The sequence below is a fragment of the Streptomyces echinoruber genome, from assembly GCF_014651135.1.
Lineage (GTDB): Bacteria > Actinomycetota > Actinomycetes > Streptomycetales > Streptomycetaceae > Streptomyces > Streptomyces echinoruber.
Genome location: NZ_BMWH01000018.1, coordinates 77,235 through 99,043, shown reverse-complemented (window position 1 = coordinate 99,043; position 21,809 = coordinate 77,235). Strand labels below are relative to the sequence as shown.

Here is a 21,809-nt window from a genome sequence, read left to right as displayed (position 1 = left end):
GCACAATCTCCTCAGGAGGTCTCCTTGCACCGCCGCCGTCGCACCGCGCTCCTCCTCGCCGCCGGTCTCGCCGCAGCGGCCCCCGTGCTGACCGCCTGCGGCAGCGACGCGCATCCGGGCGCGGCGGCCGTCGTGGGCGGGCAGCGGATCAGCCAGGCACAGCTGCAGAGCCGGGTCGACGAAGTACGGACGGCGCAGCGCTCGCTGGTGCGCGACGACGCCCAGTACGCGCAGGCCATCTCCCGCACCGGCAGCCTCACCCGCGACACGCTGCACACCATGGTCCTGGAGCGGGTGGTGGAGCGCGCCGCGAAGGACGCCGGCATCACCGTCACCCGCCGCGAGGTGCAGCGGATGCGCTCCGGGCTGGAGCAGCAGACCGGCGGCGCCAAGGCGCTGGAGGCGACCTGGCTGCAGCAGTACGGCGTGCCGCCGCAGCGCCTCGACGACAACCTGCGCCTCCAGCTGGAGGCGCAGAAGCTCGCCGCCAAGCTGCACACCGACACCCGCGCCCCCGCCTTCTGGAAGGCCCTGTCCAAGGCATCCCGGGAACTCCACGTCGACCTCAACCCGCGCTACGGCACCTGGGACGTGCAGAAGAGCAGCCGGGCCGACGCGAAGATCCCGTGGGTGCGGGAGGTGACGGCGGCGCAGCAGCCGGCGTGACGCCGCGGGGCACGCTCCGCCCCGCGGAGAGATCGCTCAAAGACACGGTCCGCCCCGCGGAGAGACCGCCCAAGGACACGGTCCGCCCTGCGGAGAGCCCCCGCGGAGAGACCCCGGGAGCTGTCCTGTGGACAACTCCGGGGCCTGTCGGCGGCGTGGGTTAGTTTCGAAGCGTGAACGCAACCAGCCCCGCCCCCGACACCGACCCCGGCCGTGTCGTCCTGCTCACCACCAGTCACCGTGTTGCGCCCGGCCTGCTGTCCTGGCCCGCCTGGCAGGCGCTGCGCGCGGCCGACCGGGTGCTGTGCGCGGACGGCGCCCACCCGCAGCTGCCGTACCTGCGGGACGCCGGGATAGCCGTGGAGGAGGCCGCGCCGAGCGCGCAGGAGCTCCTCGACGCGTGCGCGGGCGGCCGCACGGTGGTGGTCGTGGCCACCGGCGAGGGCGAGCCGGCCCTCACCGACGGCCTGGCCCGGCTCGCCGGCTCCGGCCGCGTCCGCATGCCCGAGCTGGAGCTGCTGCCGGCCTCCTACGACCTGCCCGGCGCCCGCCTGCTCGACCTCGTCCAGGTCATGGACCGCATCCGCGCCGAGTGCCCCTGGTCCTCCCGGCAGACCCACAAGGGCCTGGCCAAGTACGGCATCGAGGAGGCGTACGAGCTCGTCGAGGCGATCGAGGACGGCGACCGGGAGGAACTGCGCGAGGAACTGGGCGACGTGCTGCTCCAGGTCGTCTTCCACGCCCGGATCGCCGAGGAGCACCCGCAGGCGCCGTTCTCCATCGACGACGTGGCCGCCGGCATCGTCGCCAAGCTCGTCCACCGCCACCCGCACGTCTTCGGCGACGCCACCGCGACCACCCCGGAGGAGGTCAAGGAGCACTGGCTGCGCACCAAGGCGGCGGAGAAGCGGCGCGCCTCGGTGACCGACGGCATCCCCCTGCACCAGCCCAGCCTGGCCCTGGCCGCCAAGCTCGCCGCCCGCGTCCGCACCGCCGGCCTGGACGTGCCCCTGCCCGGCGGCGAGGGCATCGGCTACGAGCTGCTGGCGCTCGCCGCCCGGGCGGAGGCCGAGGGCGTCGACCCCGAGGCGGCGCTGCGGGCGGCGGCCCGGGCCTACCGGAACGCGATCCGGGAGACCGAGGGCACCGGTGCCGGCCGCCCGCCGGCGGGGGGAATGACGGAGGAGGTGTGAGCGTGCCCGACCCCTCCGCGACCGCGCCGGAAGCACCCACCACACCGGACGCCCCCGTTCCGCGGTGCCCCGCCCCGGATGCTCCTGTCCCGCAGGGGCCCGCATCGGACGCCTCCGCCTCGCAGGGCCCTGCATCGGACACCCCTGTCCCGCAGAGCCCCTCCCCGGCCATCTCCGTCCCGCCGGGCCCCGCACTGGACGCCTCCGCCTCGCAGGGCCCTGCATCGGACACCCCTGTCCCGCAGAGCCCCTCCCCGGACGCCTCCGCCCCGGCCACCTACGCCCCACAGACCTCCGCCCCGCAGAGCCCCTCCCCGGACGCCTCCGCCCCGGCCACCTCCGCCCCACAGACCTCCGCCCCGCAGGCCCCCGCCCCGAACGCCCCCGCCCTGTTCACCTGGGAGTTCGCCGCCAATCCCTACCCGGCGTACGCCTGGCTGCGGGAGCACGCCCCCGTGCACCGCACGCGGCTGCCCAGCGGGGTGGAGGCCTGGCTGGTCACCCGGTACGCGGACGCCAAGCAGGCCCTCGCCGACCAGCGGCTCAGCAAGAACCCGGCGCACCACGACGAGCCCGCGCACGCCAAGGGCAAGACCGGCATCCCGGGGGAGCGCAAGGCGGAGCTGATGACGCACCTGCTCAACATCGACCCGCCGGACCACACCCGGCTGCGCCGGCTGGTGAGCAAGGCGTTCACCCCGCGGCGCGTCGCCGAGTTCGCGCCGCGCGTGCAGGAGCTCACCGACCGCCTCATCGACGACTTCGCGCACCGCGGCTCGGCCGACCTCATCCACGAGTTCGCCTTCCCGCTGCCCATCTACGCCATCTGCGACATGCTCGGCGTGCCCCGCGAGGACCAGGACGACTTCCGCGACTGGGCGGGCATGATGATCCGTCACCAGGGCGGCCCGCGCGGCGGAGTGGCACGGTCCGTGAAGATGATGCGCGGCTACCTCGCCGACCTCATCCACCGCAAGCGCGCCGCGCTGCCGGCCGAGCCGGCACCCGGCGAGGACCTCATCTCCGGCCTGATCCGCGCCTCCGACCACGGCGAGCACCTCACCGAGAACGAGGCCGCGGCGATGGCGTTCATCCTGCTGTTCGCCGGCTTCGAGACCACGGTGAACCTGATCGGCAACGGCACCTACGCCCTGCTGACCCACCCCGGCCAGCGGGAGCGGCTGCAGAAGTCCCTCGCCGCGGGGGAGCGGGAGCTGCTGGAGAGCGGCGTGGAGGAACTCCTGCGCTACGACGGCCCGGTGGAGCTGGCGACCTGGCGGTTCGCCACGCAGCCGCTCACCCTCGGCGGGCAGCGCATCGCCCCCGGCGACGCGGTCCTCGTGGTGCTCGCGGCCGCCGACCGGGACCCGGAGCGGTTCGCCGACCCGGACGTCCTCGACCTGGCCCGCCGCGACAACCAGCACCTCGGGTACGGCCACGGCATCCACTACTGCCTGGGCGCTCCGCTGGCCCGCCTGGAGGGCCGGACCGCCATCGGCACGCTGCTGACCCGCCTGCCCGATGTGCGGCTCGCCGTGGAACCCGCCGCACTGCGCTGGCGCGGCGGGCTCATCATGCGCGGACTGCGCACCCTGCCCGTGGAGTTCACACCGGTCGGTGATCACTCGGCGACACACCGCTGACAAGCACAGACATGACATGCACTCACCTTTGTGATCTCCATGTGATCTGCACGGCATGAACTTGTGACGAGCGATCGACAGCCGATACGTTCACCCATCAGCGCGACGCCGGGCGTCGCGCCGGTAAGTGCTGTCTCGGGAAAGGTTCCTGCATGCTCTCCGGGAACGGTCGTCATCGTCGACCCCGCCAGGCCCCCGCGATCGTCGTCGCGGCCGGAGTGACCGGCTCCGCCATCGCCCTGCCCCTCCTCGGCGCCTCCGGCGCGCACGCGGCCGACGGCACCACCTGGGACAAGGTGGCGGAGTGCGAGAGCGGCGGGTCCTGGAGCGCGGACACCGGCAACGGGTACTACGGCGGGCTGCAGTTGAGCCAGGAAGACTGGGAGAAGTACGGCGGCCTCGCGTACGCCTCCAGCCCCGACCAGGCCAGCCGCTCGCAGCAGATAGCCGTCGCCGAGAAGATCCTCGCCGACCGGGGGCCCGGCGCCTGGCCCACCTGCGGCCTGCTCTCCGGGCTCACCAGGAACTCCGGTTCGATCGACGTGGACACCGGTGTGGCGTCCGACTCGCCCTCGCCTTCCGGAACTTCGTCCGGCTCGTCCGGCTCCTCCGGTTCATCCGGTTCGTCCCACTCCTCGGGTTCGTCCGGCGCGGACGTCCGTGACCCGGGCCTGTCCGGCGTCTCCTCCGGGAACTTGGCGACTCCGTCCCCCTCCTCCTCTGCGCCCGGTTCGGCGGATGATGCCGTGACGTCGGACACGCCCTCGGCCTCCGGCAAGGACCACTCGCAGGACCGGGCGTCCGGCAGCCCGTCCGCGAAGGCGCCCGCCGCGGGCGACGCCGCCGGCACCGGCGGCGGCACCGGCGGCGCGGACAGGCCCGCGAAGCCGGCCGACTACGTGGGCTCTTCGGCCCTCGTCGACACCGGAAGCCTCGACGCCGCGCCCACGGCGGGCACCGGTCGCCACCGCGGCGCCGACGCCGACGAGAGCGCCGCCGAAGCCCTCTCCACCACCTCCGCCGGCCGCCACGCCGCCCGCGACACCTACACCGTCCGCGCCGGCGACACGCTCGCCTCCATCGCCGACTCCCTTGACCTCGACGGCGGGTGGCGCCGGCTCTACGCCGAGAACAAGGCCGCCATCGGCAGCGACCCGAGCGCCATCGTGCCCGGTCAGACGCTGGATGTCGGCTGAGACGCAAGGGGGCCGAAGGGGCGGAAAACGCCGGAAAACAGCGGGACTTCACGTCATGGTTCGCGCCGAATGTCCGTATCGGCGAAAGTGTGGGATGAGTCTCAATGGCCCTGATCGTCTTTGAAATCCGGGCGATCTCGTGTCTACGGTCATGACCGCTCGCCATCGCGAGCCCCGGCTGCCGCAACGCCGAATCCTGCCAGCGGCGGCACGGGAACAGTCGTCGCGTCAAGCGCCGCAGGCAGGAGCGGGGGACCCAAGGTAGGCGCCGTCCCGGTCGGTCGACCGGAACGGCTCGGGGTGAAGCCGTGCCTCGCAAGGGGCGCGGCCGGGCAACTCAACCGGCCCGAACCCGACAGCTCACCTCGCAGGCGTCGGTGAGGGGATCCATCCATGCTGTTTTCCGGCAAGGGCAAGCACCGTCGTCCGTCCAAGGCCGCCCGCGCTCTCGCGCTGGCCGGTGTCACCGGCGCGGCCGTCGCCGCCCCGCTGATGGCGGCCGGCAACGCCTCCGCCGCCACCGCGTCCGAGTGGGACGCGGTCGCCCAGTGCGAGTCCGGCGGCAACTGGTCCATCAACACCGGCAACGGCTACTACGGCGGCCTGCAGTTCTCCGCCTCCACCTGGGCCGCCTACGGCGGCACCCAGTACGCCCCCACCGCCGACAAGGCCACCAAGGCCCAGCAGATCGCGATAGCCGAGAAGGTCCTCGCCTCCCAGGGCAAGGGCGCCTGGCCGGTCTGCGGCAAGGGCCTGTCCGGTGCCTCGTACACCGGCAGCGGCTCGTCGAGCGGCTCCGGCGCCTCGGCGCAGAGCGGCACCGCCGGCCGCTCCACCGAGCAGCAGGCGGCCAACCGCTCCCAGGAGCGTCCGGCGGTGAAGACCCAGAAGACCCAGAAGGTCCAGGGGGTCCAGAAGGCCCAGAAGACCGTCACCACCCCGACCGGTGAGAAGGTCAAGAAGGGCGACGGCGAGTACAAGGTCGTCAAGGGCGACACCCTCAGCTCGATCGCCGCGGAGCACCACGTGGCCGGCGGCTGGCACAAGCTGTTCGAGCTGAACAAGGACATCATCGAGGACGCCGACCTCATCTACCCGGGCCAGCAGCTCCACCTCGGCTGACCCGGCCCCCGGGTCCCCGGCCGGCAGCCGGCCGACGGCTCCCGCACAGGGCCGTCGCGGCGTGTCCGCACCCCCCTGTGGAGAGGCCCCCGTGGGGGACCTTCCCCCCGTCCCCGCGGGCTCCCCGCCCCGGCGCGTGTTCCCCCGTACGCGCCGGGGCGGGGCCGTGTCCGGTCCCGGACGCCCCGTCCCCCGGCGTCCCCCGGTCGGACGCCGGTTCGCCCCGCCTCCGCGCACCCCTTTTGTTCCGAAGGGAAACAATCTACGCTCGGTCCTGTCCAACGGGTGGGAGACCGGCTGGCCGATCCCCCGGAGCCGGTTAGGCTCGTCTCGCAGAGCCCACCGCGGACTGCACCGACCCGGGCGTCGGCCCGGGCGAACCCGCGTCACATCCCAAGAAGGAGATGCTCGTGCCGTCCATCGACGTCGTCGTAGCCCGGGAAATCCTGGACTCCCGAGGCAACCCCACGGTCGAGGTCGAGGTCGGCCTCGACGACGGCAGCACGGGGCGTGCCGCCGTCCCGTCCGGCGCCTCCACCGGCGCCTTCGAGGCCATCGAGCTCCGCGACGGCGACCCCAACCGCTACCAGGGCAAGGGCGTGGAGAAGGCCGTCCTCGCCGTGATCGAGCAGATCGGCCCGGAGCTGGTCGGGTACGACGCCACCGAGCAGCGCCTGATCGACCAGGCCATGTTCGACCTGGACGCCACCGACAACAAGGGCTCCCTCGGCGCCAACGCCATCCTCGGTGTCTCCCTCGCCGTCGCCCACGCCGCCGCCGAGGCGTCCGACCTCCCCCTCTTCCGCTACCTGGGCGGCCCGAACGCGCACCTGCTGCCGGTGCCGATGATGAACATCCTGAACGGCGGCTCGCACGCCGACTCCAACGTGGACATCCAGGAGTTCATGATCGCCCCGATCGGCGCGGAGTCCTTCTCCGAGGCCCTGCGCTGGGGCGCCGAGGTCTACCACACCCTGAAGAAGGTGCTGAAGTCCAAGGGCCTGGCCACCGGCCTCGGCGACGAGGGCGGCTTCGCCCCGAACCTCGGCTCCAACCGCGAGGCCCTGGACCTGATCCTGGAGGCCATCAAGGAGGCCGGCTACACCCCCGGCGAGCAGATCGCCCTGGCGCTCGACGTCGCCGCGTCCGAGTTCTACAAGGACGGCACGTACCTCTTCGAGGGCAAGGAGCGCTCCGCCGCCGAGATGACGGAGTACTACGAGCAGCTGGTGGCGGCCTACCCGCTGGTCTCCATCGAGGACCCGCTGTTCGAGGACGACTGGGCGGGCTGGAAGGTCATCACCGACAAGCTCGGCGACAAGATCCAGCTCGTCGGCGACGACCTGTTCGTCACCAACCCCGAGCGCCTGGCCCGCGGCATCGAGGAGGGCTGCGCCAACGCCCTGCTCGTCAAGGTCAACCAGATCGGCTCGCTCACCGAGACCCTGGACGCCGTCGAGCTGGCCCAGCGCAACGGCTTCAAGTGCATGATGTCCCACCGTTCCGGCGAGACCGAGGACGTCACCATCGCCGACCTGGCCGTCGCCACCAACTGCGGCCAGATCAAGACCGGTGCCCCGGCCCGCTCCGAGCGCGTCGCCAAGTACAACCAGCTCCTGCGCATCGAGGAGATCCTCGACGACGCCGCGGTCTACGCCGGCCGCAGCGCCTTCCCGCGCTTCAAGGGCTGAGCCGAGGGGCTGAGCCGAGGCCGCGCGCCGAGGGCCGGGTCAACCCCCGGGCAAGACCCAGCCAGTCGTCCGTACGTCCCCGTACCCGGTCCCGTACCGTGTGCGGGGACGTACGCACGTGTGAACACGTAGGAAAGGGGAGGCGGAGAGCCGTATGGCCGTGAAGGACCGGGACCGTTTCTCCACCGCGACCAGGCTGCGGCTGCTCGGCGAGCAGACCGCGGCCCGCGTCTACCGCTCCCAGACCCGCCGCCAGGCCCGGCGCTCCCGCCTCACCGGCCGGGCCGCGCTGCTCGCCCTCGTCGTCTGCTCCCTCGTCGTCGCCCTGGCCTACCCGATGCGCCAGTACGTCTCCCAGCGCGCCGAGATCGCCGACCTGCAGCGGCAGAAGCAGCAGGCCAGGCAGCGGGTGGAACAGCTGCGCGACCTCAAGGCACGCTGGCAGGACGACGCGTACGCCGAGCAGCAGATCCGCAGGCGCCTGCACTACGTCATGCCGGGCGAGACGGGCTACGTCGTGATCGACCCGGGCGCGACCCGGCAGGCGCGCGCCGACCTGGGCGCGGCCGACCGCCCCTGGTACGCCAACGTCTGGGACGGAATCGACAAGTCCGACGCCGCCTCCTTTGACCGGTAGGCCCCGCGCGACCCGTGGACCCGGACCCGGCCCCACCGGAACCGGATCCGTAGGCCCGCCCCCGCTGGACCCGTAGACCGACGAACCGAAAGAAACAAGACTCACGGCATGGAAACGCCCCCGCCGACCACCCCGCGCACCGAGCCCACCGACGCGGACGTGGCGGCCGTACACCTGCAGCTCGGCCGCTCGCCGCGCGGACTGCGGGCCGTCGCCCACCGGTGCCCGTGCGGGCAGCCGGACGTCGTCGAGACCGCCCCGCGGCTGCCCGACGGCACGCCCTTCCCGACGCTGTACTACCTGACGTGCCCGCGGGCCAACTCCGCCATCGGCACGCTGGAGGCCGACGGCGTGATGAAGGAGATGACCGAGCGGCTGCGGCGCGACCCCGACCTCGCCGCCGCCTACCGCGCCGCCCACGAGGACTACATCCGGCGCCGCGACGAGATCGAGGAGCTCACGGGCTTCCCCAGCGCCGGCGGCATGCCGGACCGGGTGAAGTGCCTGCACGTCCTGGTCGCCCACGCCCTGGCCGCCGGGCCCGGGGTGAACCCGCTGGGCGACGAGGCGCTCGCGATGCTGCCGGAGTGGTGGCGGAAGGGGCCGTGCGTCACGGTCCCCGCCGAGGACGGCCCGAAGGCCGAGAGCGGCCCGAGGGCTGGGGACGACCCGAGGGCCGAGGACGGCCCGAAGACCGAGAGCAGCCCGAAGACCGAGAGCAGCCCGAAGGCCGGGAACGGTCCGAAGGAGGACGACAAGTGACCCGCGTGGCCGCCATCGACTGCGGTACGAACTCCATCCGCCTGCTGGTCGCCGACGCCGACCCGGCCACCGGCGAACTGGTGGACCTGGACCGGCGGATGACCATCGTCCGCCTCGGCCAGGGCGTCGACCGCACCGGCCGCCTGGCACCCGAGGCGCTGGAGCGCACCTTCGCCGCGTGCCGCGAGTACGCCGAGGTGATCAAGGAGCACGGCGCCGAGCGGATCCGCTTCGTCGCCACCTCCGCCTCCCGCGACGCCGAGAACCGCGACGAGTTCGTCCGCGGCGTGCTGGACATCCTCGGCGTCGAACCCGAGGTGATCACCGGCGACCAGGAGGCGGAGTTCTCCTTCACCGGCGCGACGAAGGAGCTGACGGGACGACGGGACCTGCACCGCCCGTTCCTGGTGGTGGACATCGGCGGCGGCTCCACGGAGTTCGTCGTCGGCGACGACCACGTGCGCGCCGCGCGCTCGGTCGACATCGGCTGCGTCCGCCTGACGGAGCGCCACCTCGTCCGGGACGGGGCCGTCACCGACCCGCCCACCGAGGAGCAGATCGCCGCCCTGCGGGCCGACGTCGAGGCGGCCCTGGACCTGGCCGCGCGGACGGTCCCGCTGCACGAGGCGCGCACGCTGGTCGGCCTGGCCGGCTCGGTGACGACCGTCTCGGCCATCGCGCAGGAGCTGCCGGAGTACGACTCCGCGGCCATCCACCACTCCCGCGTCTCCCACGACCGGGTCCGCGAGATCACCACCCGCCTGCTCCACTCCACCCACGCCGAGCGCGCGGCGATCCCGTCCCTGCACCCGGGCCGGGTGGACGTGATCGGCGCCGGCGCCCTGATCCTGCTGTCGATCATGGAGCGGATCGGGGCGGAGGAGGTCGTGGTGAGCGAGCACGACATCCTCGACGGCATCGCGTGGTCGGTGGCACCCGACCCGCGCTGAGAGGCGGATCCAAAGCCGTGTGCCGGTGACGGCGACGGCGGTGCCGGGCGGGGCGTCACAGATTGCGGTGGACGTCCCGCCGGTCGCCCGCCTTGACGGCGAGGGTGACGAGTGCGCCGTCGTTGACCTGGTAGGCGACCCGGTAGTTTCCGACCCGGAGCCGGTAGAGCCCCGACGGACCGGTGAGTTTCTTGACGTCGACGCCTTCGTGGTACGGGTCGTCGCCGAGCGCGGTCAGCGCGGCCAGGATGCGCATGGCATCGGGGCGGCTGATGGCCCGGAGCTGCCGCTGTGCCGCCGTGGTGAACCGGAAGGCGTACTTCACGCCGTCTCGCCGTCGTGCTCGGTGAACAGGTCCGCCAGCAGTTCCGCCATCGTCACGGTGGGGCCGCCCTCGGCCAGGACCGCTTCGGCCTCGCGCGCCAGCATCACGTCGGCCGCTTCCTCCAGCGCCTCGAAGTCCGCGATCGGAACTATGGCCGCCACCGGAGCACCGTTGCGCGTGATGACCGTCGGAATGCCTTCCTCGGCCCGGTTGATGTGGTCCGCGAGGTGGGCGCGCGCTTCCCGTACGGTCACGGTGTTCTCAGCCATGAGGCCAGTGTACGCACCTCTGTGTACACGCGGGCCGGCCCGAGGGGCGCGCTCGCAGGCGGTCCCCGACGGCCGGCGGCATCGCGTGGTCGGTGGCCCGAGTCACCCCGGGACGGTGGTGTGGATCTCCCTCGCTACCGCCGGGTAGCCCTCGCTTGAGCAGGTCGTATAACGTATGAGCGCGCTCCGGGGGGTGCCGTGGAACCCCCTGGTGGCGCGCTGCCGGAAAAGTTCGTGAAGTTCTTCACAAGGAATTCGTCACCGGAAGGCGCCCCGGAGGCCGCCAATCCGCCTTTCGGGGCCTCACCAGGGCCGACAGGGGCGTTCCCGGCGTCCGCGGAAGGGGCTCCCGGGGGAGTCGGCGAGGGCCTCGCGCAAGGGGCCGAAGGGCCCTGAGGAGCAGCTCAGGACCCCTTGACAACGGTCGGGCGGGCGTGAGGGTTCCCGTGCGTCACCATGATCTGCGTCACGTGGGCCGCGGAGTTTAACACACCCCCTGGGCAAGCTTGTGAAGGGGCGCACGAAGTACCCCCCAGAGTCGGGTGGATACTCGATGCCATGAGCACCACGGAGCGTCCCAGGATCCTCGTAGTAGGCGGTGGGTACGTAGGCCTGTACGCAGCTCGTCGCATCCTGAAGAAGATGCGCTACGGCGAGGCGACCGTCACGGTCGTCGACCCCCGCTCGTACATGACGTACCAGCCCTTCCTCCCCGAAGCCGCCGCCGGCAGCATCTCCCCTCGCCACGTCGTCGTCCCGCTGCGGCGCGTGCTGCCGAAGGAGGCGGAGGTTCTCACCGGCCGGGTCACCTCCATCGACCAGGACCGCAAGGTCGCCACCATCGCCCCGCTGGTCGGTGACGCGTACGAGCTTCCCTTCGACTACCTGGTGATCGCGCTCGGCGCGGTCTCCCGCACCTTCCCGATCCCCGGCCTGGCCGAGCAGGGCATCGGCATGAAGGGCATCGAGGAGGCCATCGGGCTGCGCAACCACGTCCTCGAGCAGCTCGACAAGGCTGACTCCACCACCGACGAGGAGATCCGCCGCAGGGCGCTCACCTTCGTCTTCGTCGGCGGCGGCTTCGCCGGCGCGGAGACCGTCGGCGAGGTCGAGGACATGGTGCGGGACGCGGCGAAGTACTACCGCAGCATCTCCCGCGAGGACATGCGCTTCATCCTGGTCGACGCCGCGGACAGGATCCTGCCCGAGGTCGGCCCCAAGCTCGGCAAGTACGGCAAGGAACACCTGGAGTCCCGCGGGGTCGAGGTGTACCTCAACACCTCCATGGAGTCCTGCGTCGACGGCCACGTGGTGCTGAAGAACGGCCTCGAAGTCGACTCCGACACGATCGTGTGGACGGCCGGCGTCAAGCCCAACCCGGCCCTCGCCCGCTTCGGTCTCCCCCTCGGCCCCCGCGGCCACGTCGACTGCGAGCCGACGCTCCAGGTCAAGGGCATGGACTACGTCTGGGCCGCCGGCGACAACGCCCAGGTGCCCGACCTCGCCGCCCGCAAGGCCGGCGTGGAGAACGCCTGGTGCCCGCCCAACGCGCAGCACGCGCTGCGCCAGGCCAAGGTGCTCGGCGACAACGTGATCTCCGGCATGCGGGGCTTCCCGCAGAAGGAGTACAGCCACGCCAACAAGGGCGCGGTCGCGGGCCTCGGCCTGCACAAGGGCGTCGCGATGATCGTCCTCGGCAAGAAGACGAAGATCAAGCTCAAGGGCCGCCTCGCCTGGTACATGCACCGCGGCTACCACGGCCTGGCGATGCCGACCTGGAACCGCAAGATCCGCGTCTTCGCCGACTGGACCCTCGGCATGTTCCTCAAGCGCGAGGTCGTCTCCCTGGGCGCCATCGAGTCCCCGCGCGAGGAGTTCTACGAGGCCGCCAAGCCGGCCCCGGCGCCGGCCGCCGCCGCGCAGCCGCAGAAGACCGAGGAGCGCGCCAAGGCGTCCTGACCACCTCCGCCGGGACTTCCTGACCTCAGATCAGGCGCCTCCCGGACCTCCGGTCACCGCCGAACCCCCGAAGGGGCCGTCCGCCATCCGTGGTGCGGACGGCCCCTTCGGCATGCCGCGCCGCGGGCCGCGGGCCGAGGGCCGCGGGAGTCCCGGGGCCGGGGCGCCGCGGTGGTCCCAAGCCGGGAAGCCGCGGTGGCCCCGGCACGTCCGGTACGTCCGGACCGTCCGTACGTCCGGCGCGCCCGCGGCCACTTCCCGTGACCGCTCCCGCGAGCGAGGGTTTGCTCACCCTTAACGCGTGCCGCGGACTGCGGAGCGGCCCCGCGGGTGTTTACGTGGTGCAGGACATTCCGGGACCACCCGTCCACGACCGTTGTCACGGAGGTGTGCGCCATGGCCGATGCCGCACCGCGGTTGAAGAGCCTCGTCGAGAGGATGCTGGGGGCTCCGCTCCCGGTCCGTATCCGCGCCTGGGACGGCTCGCAGGCGGGGCCGCCGGACGCGCCGGCGGTGGTCGTGCGCAACCGGCGGGCGCTGCGGCGGCTGCTGTGGAAACCGGGGGAGCTCGGGCTCGCGCGCGCCTGGGTGGCCGGCGACCTGGACGTGGACGGGGACCTCTACACCGTCCTGGACCTCCTCACCGGGCTGGTGTGGGAGCGCGGCGAGGAGACGCCGAGAGGCACGCTCGCCCGGGCCCGCGGCCTCGCCGCCGCCCTCCGCGACCCGGAGGTGCGCGGCGCCGTGCGGGAGCTGGCGCGGCTGGCCGGACCGCCGCTGCCGCCCGCGCCGCCGCGCGAGGAGGCCCGCCGCGCCCGCGGCCACCTGCACACCCGCCGCAGCGACAAACGCGCCATCAGCCACCACTACGACGTCGGCAACGACTTCTACGAGATCGTCCTGGGCCCGTCCATGGTGTACTCCTGCGCCTACTGGCCCTCCCCGGACGCCACCCTCGAGCAGGCCCAGCACGACAAGCTCGAACTCGTCTGCCGCAAGCTGGACCTGAAGCCGGGTCAGCGGCTGCTCGACGTGGGCTGCGGCTGGGGGTCCATGGCCGTCCACGCCGCCCGCGAGCACGGGGTGCGCGTCGTCGGCATCACCCTCTCCCAGGAGCAGGCCGCCTACGCCCGCAAGCGCGTAGCCGACGAGGGACTCACCGACAGGGTCGAGATCCGCGTGCAGGACTACCGGGACGTCGTCGACGGCCCCTACGACGCGATCTCCTCCATCGGCATGGCCGAGCACGTGGGCGCCGCCCGGTACCTGGAGTACGCCCGGACGCTGTACGCGCTGCTCGCACCCGGCGGCCGGCTGCTCAACCACCAGATCGCCCGCCGGCCCCACCGGGACGAGGCCGCCTACCGCGTCGACGAGTTCATCGACGCCTACGTCTTCCCCGACGGCGAACTGCAGCCCGTCGGCACCACCGTCACCCTGCTGGAGCGCGCCGGGTTCGAAGTGCGCGACGTGGAGTCGCTGCGCGAGCACTACGGACTCACGCTGCGCCGCTGGGTCGCCAACCTCGAGGCCGGCTGGGCGCGTGCCGTACGGCTCACCAGCCCCGGCCGCGCCCGCGTCTGGCGGCTGTACATGGCCGCCTCCGCGCTGTCCTTCGAACGCAACCGCATCGGCGTCAACCAGGTGCTGGCCGTCCGGACACCCGACTCCGGCCACTCCGGCCTGCCGCTGCGCACCCGCACCTGGAACTGACGTACCTGAGCTAGTAATTGACGTAGCGGCAGCCAGGCGTATGCGCGGAAGTCGCCGGCCGGACGCGCGGAAGCCGCCGGCCGGACGCACGGAAACCGTCGGCCGGACGTACGGAAGGAGCCCCGCCCTTCCAGGGGGAAGCGGGGCTCCTTTCCCGTCTCCCGGCCGCTACTCCGCCTTGATGGCCGACAGCATGTTCAGCCGCGCCGCCCGCCGGGCCGGCCACAGGGCGGCCAGGACGCCGACCGTGCCCGCCAGCAGCAGGAAGACGGCGATCCGGGCCCAGGGCACGACCAGTTCGTACGTCGGCATCCGCGCGCCGACCAACTCGCCGGCCGCCCAGCCGAAGAACACGCCCAGGCCGATGCCGAGCACGCCGCCGAACAGGGAGATGACGAGGGACTCCAGGCGCACCATCCGCTTGACGCCCGTGCGGTCCAGGCCGATCGCGCGGAGCATGCCGATCTCCTGGGAGCGCTCGAAGACGGACATCGCCAGGGTGTTGATGACGCCGAGCACCGCCACGATCACGGCCATGGCCAGCAGGCCGTAGACCATGTTGAGGATCAGCGTGAAGACCTGCGCGATCTGCTGCGACAGGTCCTTCTTGTCCTGCACCTTGATCGCCGGGTTGGCGCCCAGCGCCTTGACCAGCTTGTCCTTGGCGCTCGGCGAGGCGCCGCCGGACGTCTTGACCATCACCTGCATGTCGCCCGGGTCGGACAGGTGCGGGGTGAGGACCGCGTTGTCGATCATGATGCCGCGGATGAGCTCGTTGCCGTCGTAGGTTCCGGCGACCGTCAGCCGCTGCCTGCGCCCGTCCTCGTAGGCGACGGTGAACGCCGAACCCGCCTTCCAGCCGTACGACTTGGCGGTCTTCTCGTCGACGACCACCCGGTCGCGGGCGACGGTGAAGGAGCCGGTGCGCACCGGCAGGTCGGTCAGTTTGCCGATGGTGGCACCGTCGACGCCGGTGAGGAACTCCGTCCGGCCGCCGATGCGGGAAGCGGCGTTGCGCAGCGGGCTGGCCGCGGTGACACCGTCGGCGGCGGCGAGCTTCTTCGCCACGTCCGGGGAGAGCTCGTTGCCGTTGGCCATGGAGACGATGTAGTCGGCGCGGATCGCGGCGGCGGCCATCTTGTCGATGGACGTCTGCAGGCTGCCCGCCATCACCGTCATGCCGGTGATGAGGGTCAGGCCGATCATCAGCGCGGAGGCGGTGGCGGCGGTACGGCGCGGATTGCGCACCGAGTTCTGCGGGGCCAGGCGGCCCGCGACGCCGAAGGCACGCAGCACGGGCGCCGCGGCCGCGATCAGCGGACGGGACAGCAGCGGCGTCAGCACGAACACGCCGATGATCAGCAGCACGGCGCCGAAGCCCATCGGCGCCTGGCCGGAATCGCCGCTCATACGGGTCGCGGCCAGCACCACGGCCACGCCCGCGGCCGCCAGCAGCGCACCGACGGTGTTGCGCAGCACCAGCGACTTCGTGGTGGCCCGGGCGTGCACGCTGCTCATCGCCGCCACCGGCGGGATCTTCGCCGCGCGGCGGCCCGGCAGCCACGCGGCCAGCATGGTGACGAGGACGCCGACGGCGAGCGCGGCGGCCACCGTGCCCGGCGTGACCACCAGCGGCCCGTCCGGCACCGTGACGTCCAGCGAGCCCATCAGGGAGCGCAGCCCCGCGCCGATGCCGACGCCCAGGCCCAGGCCCGTCACGCCGGCCACCGCGCCGACGACGAACGCCTCGACGAGGACGGACCGGGTGACCTGGCGGCGGGAGGCGCCGACCGCGCGCAGCAGCGCCAGCTCCTTGGTGCGCTGGGCGACCAGCATGGTGAAGGTGTTGGCGATGATGAACGTGCCGACGAACAGGGCGATCCCGGCGAACACCAGCAGGCCCTGGCGCAGGCCGCTCATCGAGTCGGCGATCGCCTTCGCCTGGTCGTCGGCGAGCCGCCTGCCGGTGGTGGTCTCCACGAGGCCGTGCGGCAGCGCCCGGTCCAGCCGCGCCTTCAGCGCGCTCTGGGTGACGCCGGGCCTGGCCTCGACGTCGATCTCGTCGTACGTGCCCGGCTTGCCGAACAGCCGCTGGGCGGTCGCGGTGTCGAACAGGGTGAGGCTGCCGCCGGCGGCGACGTTGCCGTCGTCGGTGGTGAAGATGCCGCTGACCTTCGGGGTGAGCACCGGGCCGTCGACCGAGATGCGGACGGTGTCGCCGACCCGGTAGCCGGCCCGGCGGGCGGTCTCGGCGTCGAGGGCGACCTGGCCGGGGCCGTGCGGGGCGGTGCCCCGCGTCAGCGGGTAGCGCGGGTCCTTGTCGCCCCAGTAGTTGCCGCCCTCGGTGCGGAAACCGTCGCCGACCAGCGCGCCGTGCTTGTCGGCGAGGGCGGTGAAGCCTTCGACGACGCCGATGGCGGAGGCGGCGCCGGGCACCTTCGCGCTCTGCTCGAGCAGCTTGCGGGACAGGGCGGGCCGCTGGGCGACGCGGTCGCCCTTCGCCTCCTGCGCCCGGGGCCGCACCGCCACGTCGACATGGTCGAAGCCCTTGGCGGAGCTGTTCTGGAAGGCGTCGGAGATGGTGTTGGTGAAGACCAGGGTCCCCGACACGAACGCCACGCCGAGCATCACGGCGAGCACGGTCATCAGGAGCCTGGCCTTGTGCGCGAGCACATTGCGCAGGGCGGTACGGAACATGGGTGTCGGTGTCGTCTCAGTCGTCGGCCCCGGCGGGCCGGGGCGGGGAGGAGGGGGGGGCGGCGGGGCGCGCCGGGCGGCGCACGACGGCCGCGGGACGGGCGGCCGGGTGCGCGCGGTGTACGTGCCGGCGCGGGACGGTCGGCCGGGCGCGCACGGCGTATGCGCCGGCGGGGCGGGCCGGGTGTCTACGGACCTACGTGCCCGCAGGCCGAGCCGGGTGTCCACGACCTACGTGCCCGCGGGCGGAGCCAGGTGCCCGCGCGTACGTGCCCGCGGGCGGAGCCAGGTGCCCGCGCGTACGTGCCCGCGGGCCGGGCCGCGGCCGGGTCAGCTGGTGCGGCCCTTGGCGTCGAACTGCTTCATGCGGTCCAGGACCGTCTCGGCGGTCGGCCCGTACATCTCGTCGACGATCCGCCCGTCGGCGAGGAAGACCACCCGGTCGGCGTAGGCGGCGGCGACCGGATCGTGGGTCACCATCACCACGGTCTGCCCGAGTTCGCGCACGGAGTTGCGCAGGAAGCCGAGGACCTCCGCGCCGGAACGGGAGTCGAGGTTGCCGGTGGGCTCGTCACCAAAGATGATCTCCGGCTTCGAGGCCAGGGCGCGGGCGACGGCGACGCGCTGCTGCTGGCCGCCGGAGAGCTGGGAGGGCCGGTGCCCGAGCCGCCCGGACAGGCCCACCATGTCGATGACCCGGTCCAGCCACTCCTTGTCCGGCTTGCGGCCGGCGATGTCCATCGGAAGGGTGATGTTCTCCAGCGCCGTCAGGGTGGGCAGCAGGTTGAACGCCTGGAAGATGAAGCCGATCTTGTCCCGGCGCAACTTGGTCAGCTGCTTGTCCTTCAGGGAGCCCAGCTCGGTGTCGCCGATGCGCACCGAACCGGAGGAGAAGGTGTCCAGGCCCGCGACGCAGTGCATCAGCGTGGACTTGCCGGACCCGGACGGACCCATGATCGCGGTGAACTCGGCCTGCACGAAGTCGACCGAGACCCGGTCCAGGGCGACCACCTGGGTCTCGCCCTGCCCGTAGATCTTCGACAGTTCCGTGGCGCGCGCGGCCACGGCGGTGGTGCGGCCGGCGGCGGGTGCGGTGGTCACGTGGGGCGCTCCTGTGGGACGACGGTTTCCGGGAATGTGGGCACGTCCGGTCTCTGGGACGCCGTCCATCCTCACCGCCGCCCGGGCCCCCTGTAGTCAGCCGCTGTTCCGGTTCCGGGGGGCGACCACGGTCTGACCGCCGACGGCCGTGTCCTACCTGGGTAGGACGGCCACCCTGAGAAGGGCCGGCCGAGGGCGGGCGCAGAGCCGGCCCAGTACCTGGTCGCGCACCTGGCCGAGTACCTGGCCGAGTACCTGGTCGAGCACCTGGTCGAGCACCTGATCGAGAACGGGTGGAGCGTCCTTGTTCGGGAGGTGAAATTCCGTCATTCCGCATGCGCGGAAGCGCCTCGCACGCAAGGCTACTGGCAAGTGCGGATGGCTCGTCCCTACTGCTGATGCTCCCTCAGACATCAATAAAATAAGACAACATCGGTCCGCCTGGCCGCTGTTCGGAGGATGCATCCGGATAGGCTCGTTACCTCGATGCGGAGCCATGGCCTGCCCGGATGGTGGAATGCAGACACGGCGAGCTTAAACCTCGCTGCCCCTCGCGGGCGTACCGGTTCAAGTCCGGTTCCGGGCACCTCGTCCGATACGGCACCTGCCCAGTGCGACCACCTGGAAGGTGCCGTCTCTCTTTGCGAGGGCCTGCCGTGAACCGGGCAGGCCGACCGCGCCCGAGCGGGGTCAGCGCAGCGGACGCACCATGCAGTCGTACAGAGGGGCGTCGTCCCACGGGTGGGAGACGCCGATCCGCCGGTAACCCCAGGAGAGGTAAGCGGAGCGCGCCGGAGCGGCCTCCGGCTCGGGACGCACCGCCGGCGTCACCCGCTCCGCCTCCCCTCGGATCCGGTGGTGCTCAGCGCTCGCCGAGGGCGGCGCGGAGCCAGTCGAGCGATCCGGTCGCCAGGACGGCATCCGCGAGGGCCTGGCCGCTCCTGGTGACGATCCGGCCGCGACTGTTGTCGATCCAGCGCTGTGCGTTCTCATAACCCTGCGCCCGGTACTCGATGCCCTGGAGCATGCACTCCAGCTTGTCGGCGTCGCGGGCGCAGCGGGCTTCCGGGGATTCCTTCGCCTCGTACTCGGCGACGAGCTCGGTCACGGTCCGGGCCAGGATCTCGGGCATGCCCGCAACCTGGTCCGCGGTGATCTCGCGCGGGTCGGCCTCACCGCCGGTGTACTTCTTGCCGAGGTGGTTGACGTCGCCGGTGCGGGTCTCCTGCGAGTCGTGCCAGACGGCGAGGAGCGCGGCCCGGGCCGGATCGGCGCCCTCCAGCCTGGCGATGAGGGAGGCGATCAGGCTGGTGCGCCAGGAGTGCTCGGCGACCGTTTCGGGGGTGCGTACGCCCGCCATCCACCAGCCGGTGCGCGCGGTGTGCTTGAGCGTCCCGGCCTCGAACAGGAAGTTCGCCACCGCAGTCAGGTCGTCGGACACCTTCGGTCTCCTCTCACGCCTCGGCGAGGCGGATCGCGTAGCGGATGCTCTCCAGCTCCCGCCTGCCGCGTGGCGAGAGCTCCCGGCCATCCAACATGATCGGAAGCCGGTCGCGCAGGGCCCGGGCGGCTGCTCCGGAGCGCAGCAGGTTGGGCCGTACCTGGAGCAGTGACCACACGCTGTGGATGTTGAGGTCCATGTATCCGTGCTCGGGCGTGATGCCCTGGACGAGGTGCGTGAGGAGCTTGTCGCCGGGCCACGGGCGGAGTGTGCGGTCGGCGATGAAGTCGTCCGAGAGCTCGAGGCACCGCATCTCGCCGACCCAGTACGCCCAGTAGTTCAGGTTGGCGGCCTCGCCGGCGTCGTCGTCCTGGAGGGCGGTGTCGATGAAGTGGGTCATGCGGTCGCGGTCGCCCTGGCGGGCGGCGACGGCCGCGACCGAGCGGGCGGTGAGCCAGCGAGTGAGCCAGTCGTCGGGGCGTTCGGTGCGCTGCTGGTGGGCGAGCCACTCGGCGGCCTCCGGGGCACGGTCGTAGCCGGAGAGGTAAAGGGCCTGGCGGCGCAGGAGGAAATGTTCCCGGCCTCGGGCCTGCTCGACGGTGCGGCGCATCCGTGTGAAGAACGCGCGGCGCTCGTCGTGGGTCAGCTCGGGCCCGGACGGCGCGGGACCGCGGCGCGGGCGAGCAGGCCGGGGAAGAGCGCGCACGGACTGCGGCGGTACCCCGTTGAGCGGCCAGGCCAGCACCTCGCCCAGGTCGCGCTGCATGACCATCGTGCCGAGCGGACTCCCCTCGACCGGGGCGTCCTCGTCGAGGACGGCGGCGAGGAGGACGTCGGCCTCCAGCGCGCGGTCGAGGGTTTGGAGGAGGGCGGCGGGGGTGCCCAGCTGCATCAGCCGGTGCCGGTGCCGCAGCATCTGCCCGACCGGTACGGCGGTCAGGGGCCGGCGCCCGGTCTCCCATCCGGCGATGGTGTCCGGGCTCACCTGCAGATGCTCGGCGGACTCCTCCTGGGTGTGTCCCTGCTGCTCCCTTATGACGCGCAGGACGTACCCGGAGATCAGGCCGGCGCGGAGGCGCATGGGCATTCCCGTACTGCTCGTCAGGGTTTGTCGAGGGCCAGGCCGCATGGGGCGTCCATCCCGGAGGGTCGAACTCGAATTACCTGTACTCGCCGTCACTTCTGGCTCCGACCTGCTCTTTCTACGGTCGAAGCGTCGCAGTTTCGAGCGTAGAGGGAGACGGTTGCGCGTGTACTCCGTTCGGGGAGCCGATGGCTCGAAGGTGGCAGGACAGGAGGTGCGGCGGTGAGAGAGGAGACGTGCGAGCCGGCCGGGACGTCCTCGGGAGCGGTGGTGCACCTGCGGTCCGATGGCGACCTGTCCGTGGCGCACTGGCTGCTGCGGGCCGCGGACAGCCGGGACACGGCCTGCGATGAATGGGCTCGGCAAGGCGTGGCTTTGCTGCGCTGCGGCGGCCTGTTCACCACGATCCGCATCCCCGCACCGATCGTGTTCGCCGCCGCCGGCACCGAGGACCGCGAGGGCGTGAGCGCATACCTGACCAGGGCGTTGCACGGCGGTCCCGTCTTCGCGGACCAGACGGCCGCCTGGTTCTACTGCCTGGTGCCGACGAGTACCTGCCACCGCTGGTCCAAGCCGCAAACGGACTGCTTCGGCCGGAACACCTATGTCGGTGTACCGCACCCCGATTGCGACGTGCACCACCCGACGGCCCGCTCCTACTGGTCGGTGCCGATGGACAGGCCCGGTGACCTGTGCCGTCCCGATGCGGTCGCTCAGCTCGTGGACTTCGGCCGGCTGCGCGTCCTGGAGACGGCGAGCGAGCCTGTCCGGGCGGGAAGCGGGCAGCGGTGAACGAGGTCCCCGCGCATGACACCGAGCGGATGCGGCAGGACTGGAACGAGGCCCTGGAGTTGACGAGCCGAATGCCTCTGCACGTGCCGGACCGGGACCGCGTTGACGTCCTGACGGCACGTCTGCGCGGGTATGTCGAGGTTCTGGCCCCCCGGGTGGAGACGGCGAACACCGCTCAGCGGCATGACACCACCGACCGGGAAACGGCACGGTGGCTCCTCAGCCGCGTGCGGCACACCCTCGACCAGGGACCCGGCCCGGACGACCGCACGGCCGCCGTCCACATGGAAGATCTCGCCTTGAACTGCCGTGCCCTCTGGGCCATCCATCCCCACTGCGGGAGACCGGCGAGCTCGTGCCGATCGCACTTCCCGCAGTGCAGCCGCTGACGCCCGAGGCGACGGACCGACGGTGATGACGCTCCGGCCGCCCCCCTCCTCCGCGCCCCCCTGCCGTGCATGCCTCCGCTGGACGACGGCGAGGACCGGCAGCTGGAGGCCGCCCGCACCAAGCTCCGCGCCGCCTACCACGAGGTGCGCGGTGTCCCGTCCCGACCGCTTCCGTCAGG

At 72.3% G+C, this 21,809-nt stretch carries 19 protein-coding genes, 1 tRNA gene, 1 pseudogene and 1 riboswitch; of the genes and pseudogenes, 14 read left to right on the top strand and 7 right to left on the bottom strand.

Features of this window, described 5'->3' with window-relative positions:
- Window positions 1–24 precede the first annotated feature (24 nt).
- The 9 genes from IE225_RS20695 to IE225_RS20655 all read left to right on the top strand — a co-directional run bounded on the left by IE225_RS20695 (window position 25) and on the right by IE225_RS20655 (window position 9,860).
- Window positions 25–666 carry a SurA N-terminal domain-containing protein gene (locus IE225_RS20695; protein ID WP_190059073.1) on the top strand — a complete coding sequence of 214 codons (642 nt, stop codon included), beginning with the start codon at window positions 25–27 and terminating at the stop codon, window positions 664–666.
- A 173-nt stretch (window positions 667–839) separates the two neighbouring features.
- Window positions 840–1,859 carry a nucleoside triphosphate pyrophosphohydrolase gene (locus IE225_RS20690; protein ID WP_190059072.1) on the top strand — a complete coding sequence of 340 codons (1,020 nt, stop codon included), beginning with the start codon at window positions 840–842 and terminating at the stop codon, window positions 1,857–1,859.
- A 389-nt stretch (window positions 1,860–2,248) separates the two neighbouring features.
- Window positions 2,249–3,502, top strand: coding sequence for a cytochrome P450 family protein (locus IE225_RS20685; protein WP_190059121.1), 1,254 nt, complete (start codon window positions 2,249–2,251; stop codon window positions 3,500–3,502).
- 152 nt (window positions 3,503–3,654) lie between these two features.
- Complete coding sequence (locus IE225_RS20680; protein ID WP_190059071.1) at window positions 3,655–4,698, top strand: LysM peptidoglycan-binding domain-containing protein; 1,044 nt, start codon at window positions 3,655–3,657, stop codon at window positions 4,696–4,698.
- A gap of 223 nt (window positions 4,699–4,921) precedes the next feature.
- Window positions 4,922–5,087, top strand: a riboswitch (cyclic di-AMP (ydaO/yuaA leader).
- A gap of 4 nt (window positions 5,088–5,091) precedes the next feature.
- Complete coding sequence (locus IE225_RS20675; RefSeq protein ID WP_190059070.1) at window positions 5,092–5,820, top strand: transglycosylase family protein; 729 nt, start codon at window positions 5,092–5,094, stop codon at window positions 5,818–5,820.
- 410 nt (window positions 5,821–6,230) lie between these two features.
- On the top strand, window positions 6,231–7,511 hold the full coding sequence (eno, locus tag IE225_RS20670) for a phosphopyruvate hydratase (RefSeq protein ID WP_444545067.1): 1,281 nt from the start codon (window positions 6,231–6,233) through the stop codon (window positions 7,509–7,511).
- A gap of 154 nt (window positions 7,512–7,665) precedes the next feature.
- Entirely contained in the window at window positions 7,666–8,148 is a 483-nt protein-coding gene (locus IE225_RS20665) for an FtsB family cell division protein (protein WP_190059068.1), read from the top strand.
- Between the two features lie 108 nt (window positions 8,149–8,256).
- A complete protein-coding gene (locus IE225_RS20660) occupies window positions 8,257–8,910 on the top strand; it encodes a DUF501 domain-containing protein (RefSeq protein WP_229879829.1) in 654 nt (217 codons plus the stop codon).
- Window positions 8,907–9,860 carry a Ppx/GppA phosphatase family protein gene (locus tag IE225_RS20655; protein WP_190059067.1) on the top strand — a complete coding sequence of 318 codons (954 nt, stop codon included), beginning with the start codon at window positions 8,907–8,909 and terminating at the stop codon, window positions 9,858–9,860. The genes IE225_RS20660 and IE225_RS20655 overlap by 4 nt, the downstream gene beginning before the upstream one ends.
- 55 nt (window positions 9,861–9,915) lie before the next feature.
- Here the strand turns inward: IE225_RS20655 and IE225_RS20650 are convergent, their stop codons facing one another.
- Window positions 9,916–10,185, bottom strand: a complete 270-nt coding sequence (locus tag IE225_RS20650) for a type II toxin-antitoxin system RelE family toxin (protein WP_190059066.1) — start codon at window positions 10,183–10,185, stop codon at window positions 9,916–9,918.
- Window positions 10,182–10,454 (bottom strand): type II toxin-antitoxin system Phd/YefM family antitoxin, encoded by a 273-nt coding sequence (locus tag IE225_RS20645; RefSeq protein WP_190059065.1) that lies wholly within the window; start codon window positions 10,452–10,454, stop codon window positions 10,182–10,184. Before IE225_RS20645 ends, IE225_RS20650 begins: the two co-directional genes overlap by 4 nt.
- A gap of 558 nt (window positions 10,455–11,012) precedes the next feature.
- On the opposite strand from IE225_RS20645, the gene IE225_RS20640 reads away from it, so the two are divergent.
- Together IE225_RS20640 and IE225_RS20635 are read left to right on the top strand one after the other, a co-directional pair.
- The gene (locus IE225_RS20640) at window positions 11,013–12,413 is read left to right on the top strand and encodes an NAD(P)/FAD-dependent oxidoreductase (RefSeq protein ID WP_190059064.1); all 1,401 of its coding nucleotides are present in this window, start codon (window positions 11,013–11,015) and stop codon (window positions 12,411–12,413) included.
- Window positions 12,414–12,809: 396 nt separating this feature from the next.
- On the top strand, window positions 12,810–14,126 hold the full coding sequence (locus IE225_RS20635) for an SAM-dependent methyltransferase (RefSeq protein WP_190059063.1): 1,317 nt from the start codon (window positions 12,810–12,812) through the stop codon (window positions 14,124–14,126).
- Window positions 14,127–14,294: 168 nt separating this feature from the next.
- Here the strand turns inward: IE225_RS20635 and IE225_RS20630 are convergent, their stop codons facing one another.
- Both IE225_RS20630 and IE225_RS20625 read right to left on the bottom strand, forming a co-directional pair.
- The gene (locus IE225_RS20630) at window positions 14,295–16,823 is read right to left on the bottom strand and encodes an ABC transporter permease (protein ID WP_190059062.1); all 2,529 of its coding nucleotides are present in this window, start codon (window positions 16,821–16,823) and stop codon (window positions 14,295–14,297) included.
- 330 nt (window positions 16,824–17,153) lie between these two features.
- The gene (locus IE225_RS20625; protein WP_190059061.1) at window positions 17,154–17,924 is read right to left on the bottom strand and encodes an ABC transporter ATP-binding protein; all 771 of its coding nucleotides are present in this window, start codon (window positions 17,922–17,924) and stop codon (window positions 17,154–17,156) included.
- A 503-nt stretch (window positions 17,925–18,427) separates the two neighbouring features.
- Here IE225_RS20625 and IE225_RS20620 point away from each other — a divergent pair.
- Window positions 18,428–18,510, top strand: a tRNA-Leu gene (locus IE225_RS20620).
- Window positions 18,511–18,614: 104 nt separating this feature from the next.
- Here the strand turns inward: IE225_RS20620 and IE225_RS20615 are convergent.
- The 3 genes and pseudogenes from IE225_RS20615 to IE225_RS20605 form a co-directional block, all read right to left on the bottom strand.
- Window positions 18,615–18,761, bottom strand: a pseudogene (locus IE225_RS20615) (GNAT family N-acetyltransferase); the annotation flags it as partial.
- Window positions 18,762–18,786: 25 nt separating this feature from the next.
- Window positions 18,787–19,365, bottom strand: a complete 579-nt coding sequence (locus IE225_RS20610; RefSeq protein ID WP_190059060.1) for an HD domain-containing protein — start codon at window positions 19,363–19,365, stop codon at window positions 18,787–18,789.
- Window positions 19,366–19,378: 13 nt separating this feature from the next.
- Entirely contained in the window at window positions 19,379–20,446 is a 1,068-nt protein-coding gene (locus IE225_RS20605; RefSeq protein ID WP_229879828.1) for a helix-turn-helix domain-containing protein, read from the bottom strand.
- Between the two features lie 225 nt (window positions 20,447–20,671).
- Between IE225_RS20605 and IE225_RS20600 the strand changes: the two genes are divergently transcribed.
- The gene (locus IE225_RS20600) at window positions 20,672–21,241 is read left to right on the top strand and encodes a hypothetical protein (RefSeq protein ID WP_190059058.1); all 570 of its coding nucleotides are present in this window, start codon (window positions 20,672–20,674) and stop codon (window positions 21,239–21,241) included.
- A complete protein-coding gene (locus IE225_RS20595; protein WP_190059057.1) occupies window positions 21,238–21,630 on the top strand; it encodes a DUF6415 family natural product biosynthesis protein in 393 nt (130 codons plus the stop codon). The genes IE225_RS20600 and IE225_RS20595 overlap by 4 nt, the downstream gene beginning before the upstream one ends.
- Window positions 21,631–21,809 lie beyond the last annotated feature (179 nt).

Bases quoted from the DNA above. Each gene is read 5' to 3' on its own strand.
- IE225_RS20645 (WP_190059065.1), bottom strand. From the start codon at position 10,454: ATGGCTGAGAACACCGTGACCGTACGGGAAGCGCGCGCCCACCTCGCG.
- IE225_RS20675 (WP_190059070.1), top strand. From the start codon at position 5,092: ATGCTGTTTTCCGGCAAGGGCAAGCACCGTCGTCCGTCCAAGGCCGCC.
- IE225_RS20665 (WP_190059068.1), top strand. From the start codon at position 7,666: ATGGCCGTGAAGGACCGGGACCGTTTCTCCACCGCGACCAGGCTGCGG.
- IE225_RS20660 (WP_229879829.1), top strand. From the start codon at position 8,257: ATGGAAACGCCCCCGCCGACCACCCCGCGCACCGAGCCCACCGACGCG.
- IE225_RS20640 (WP_190059064.1), top strand. From the start codon at position 11,013: ATGAGCACCACGGAGCGTCCCAGGATCCTCGTAGTAGGCGGTGGGTAC.
- IE225_RS20635 (WP_190059063.1), top strand. From the start codon at position 12,810: ATGGCCGATGCCGCACCGCGGTTGAAGAGCCTCGTCGAGAGGATGCTG.
- IE225_RS20605 (WP_229879828.1), bottom strand. From the start codon at position 20,446: ATGCGCCTCCGCGCCGGCCTGATCTCCGGGTACGTCCTGCGCGTCATA.
- IE225_RS20680 (WP_190059071.1), top strand. From the start codon at position 3,655: ATGCTCTCCGGGAACGGTCGTCATCGTCGACCCCGCCAGGCCCCCGCG.
- IE225_RS20630 (WP_190059062.1), bottom strand. From the start codon at position 16,823: ATGTTCCGTACCGCCCTGCGCAATGTGCTCGCGCACAAGGCCAGGCTC.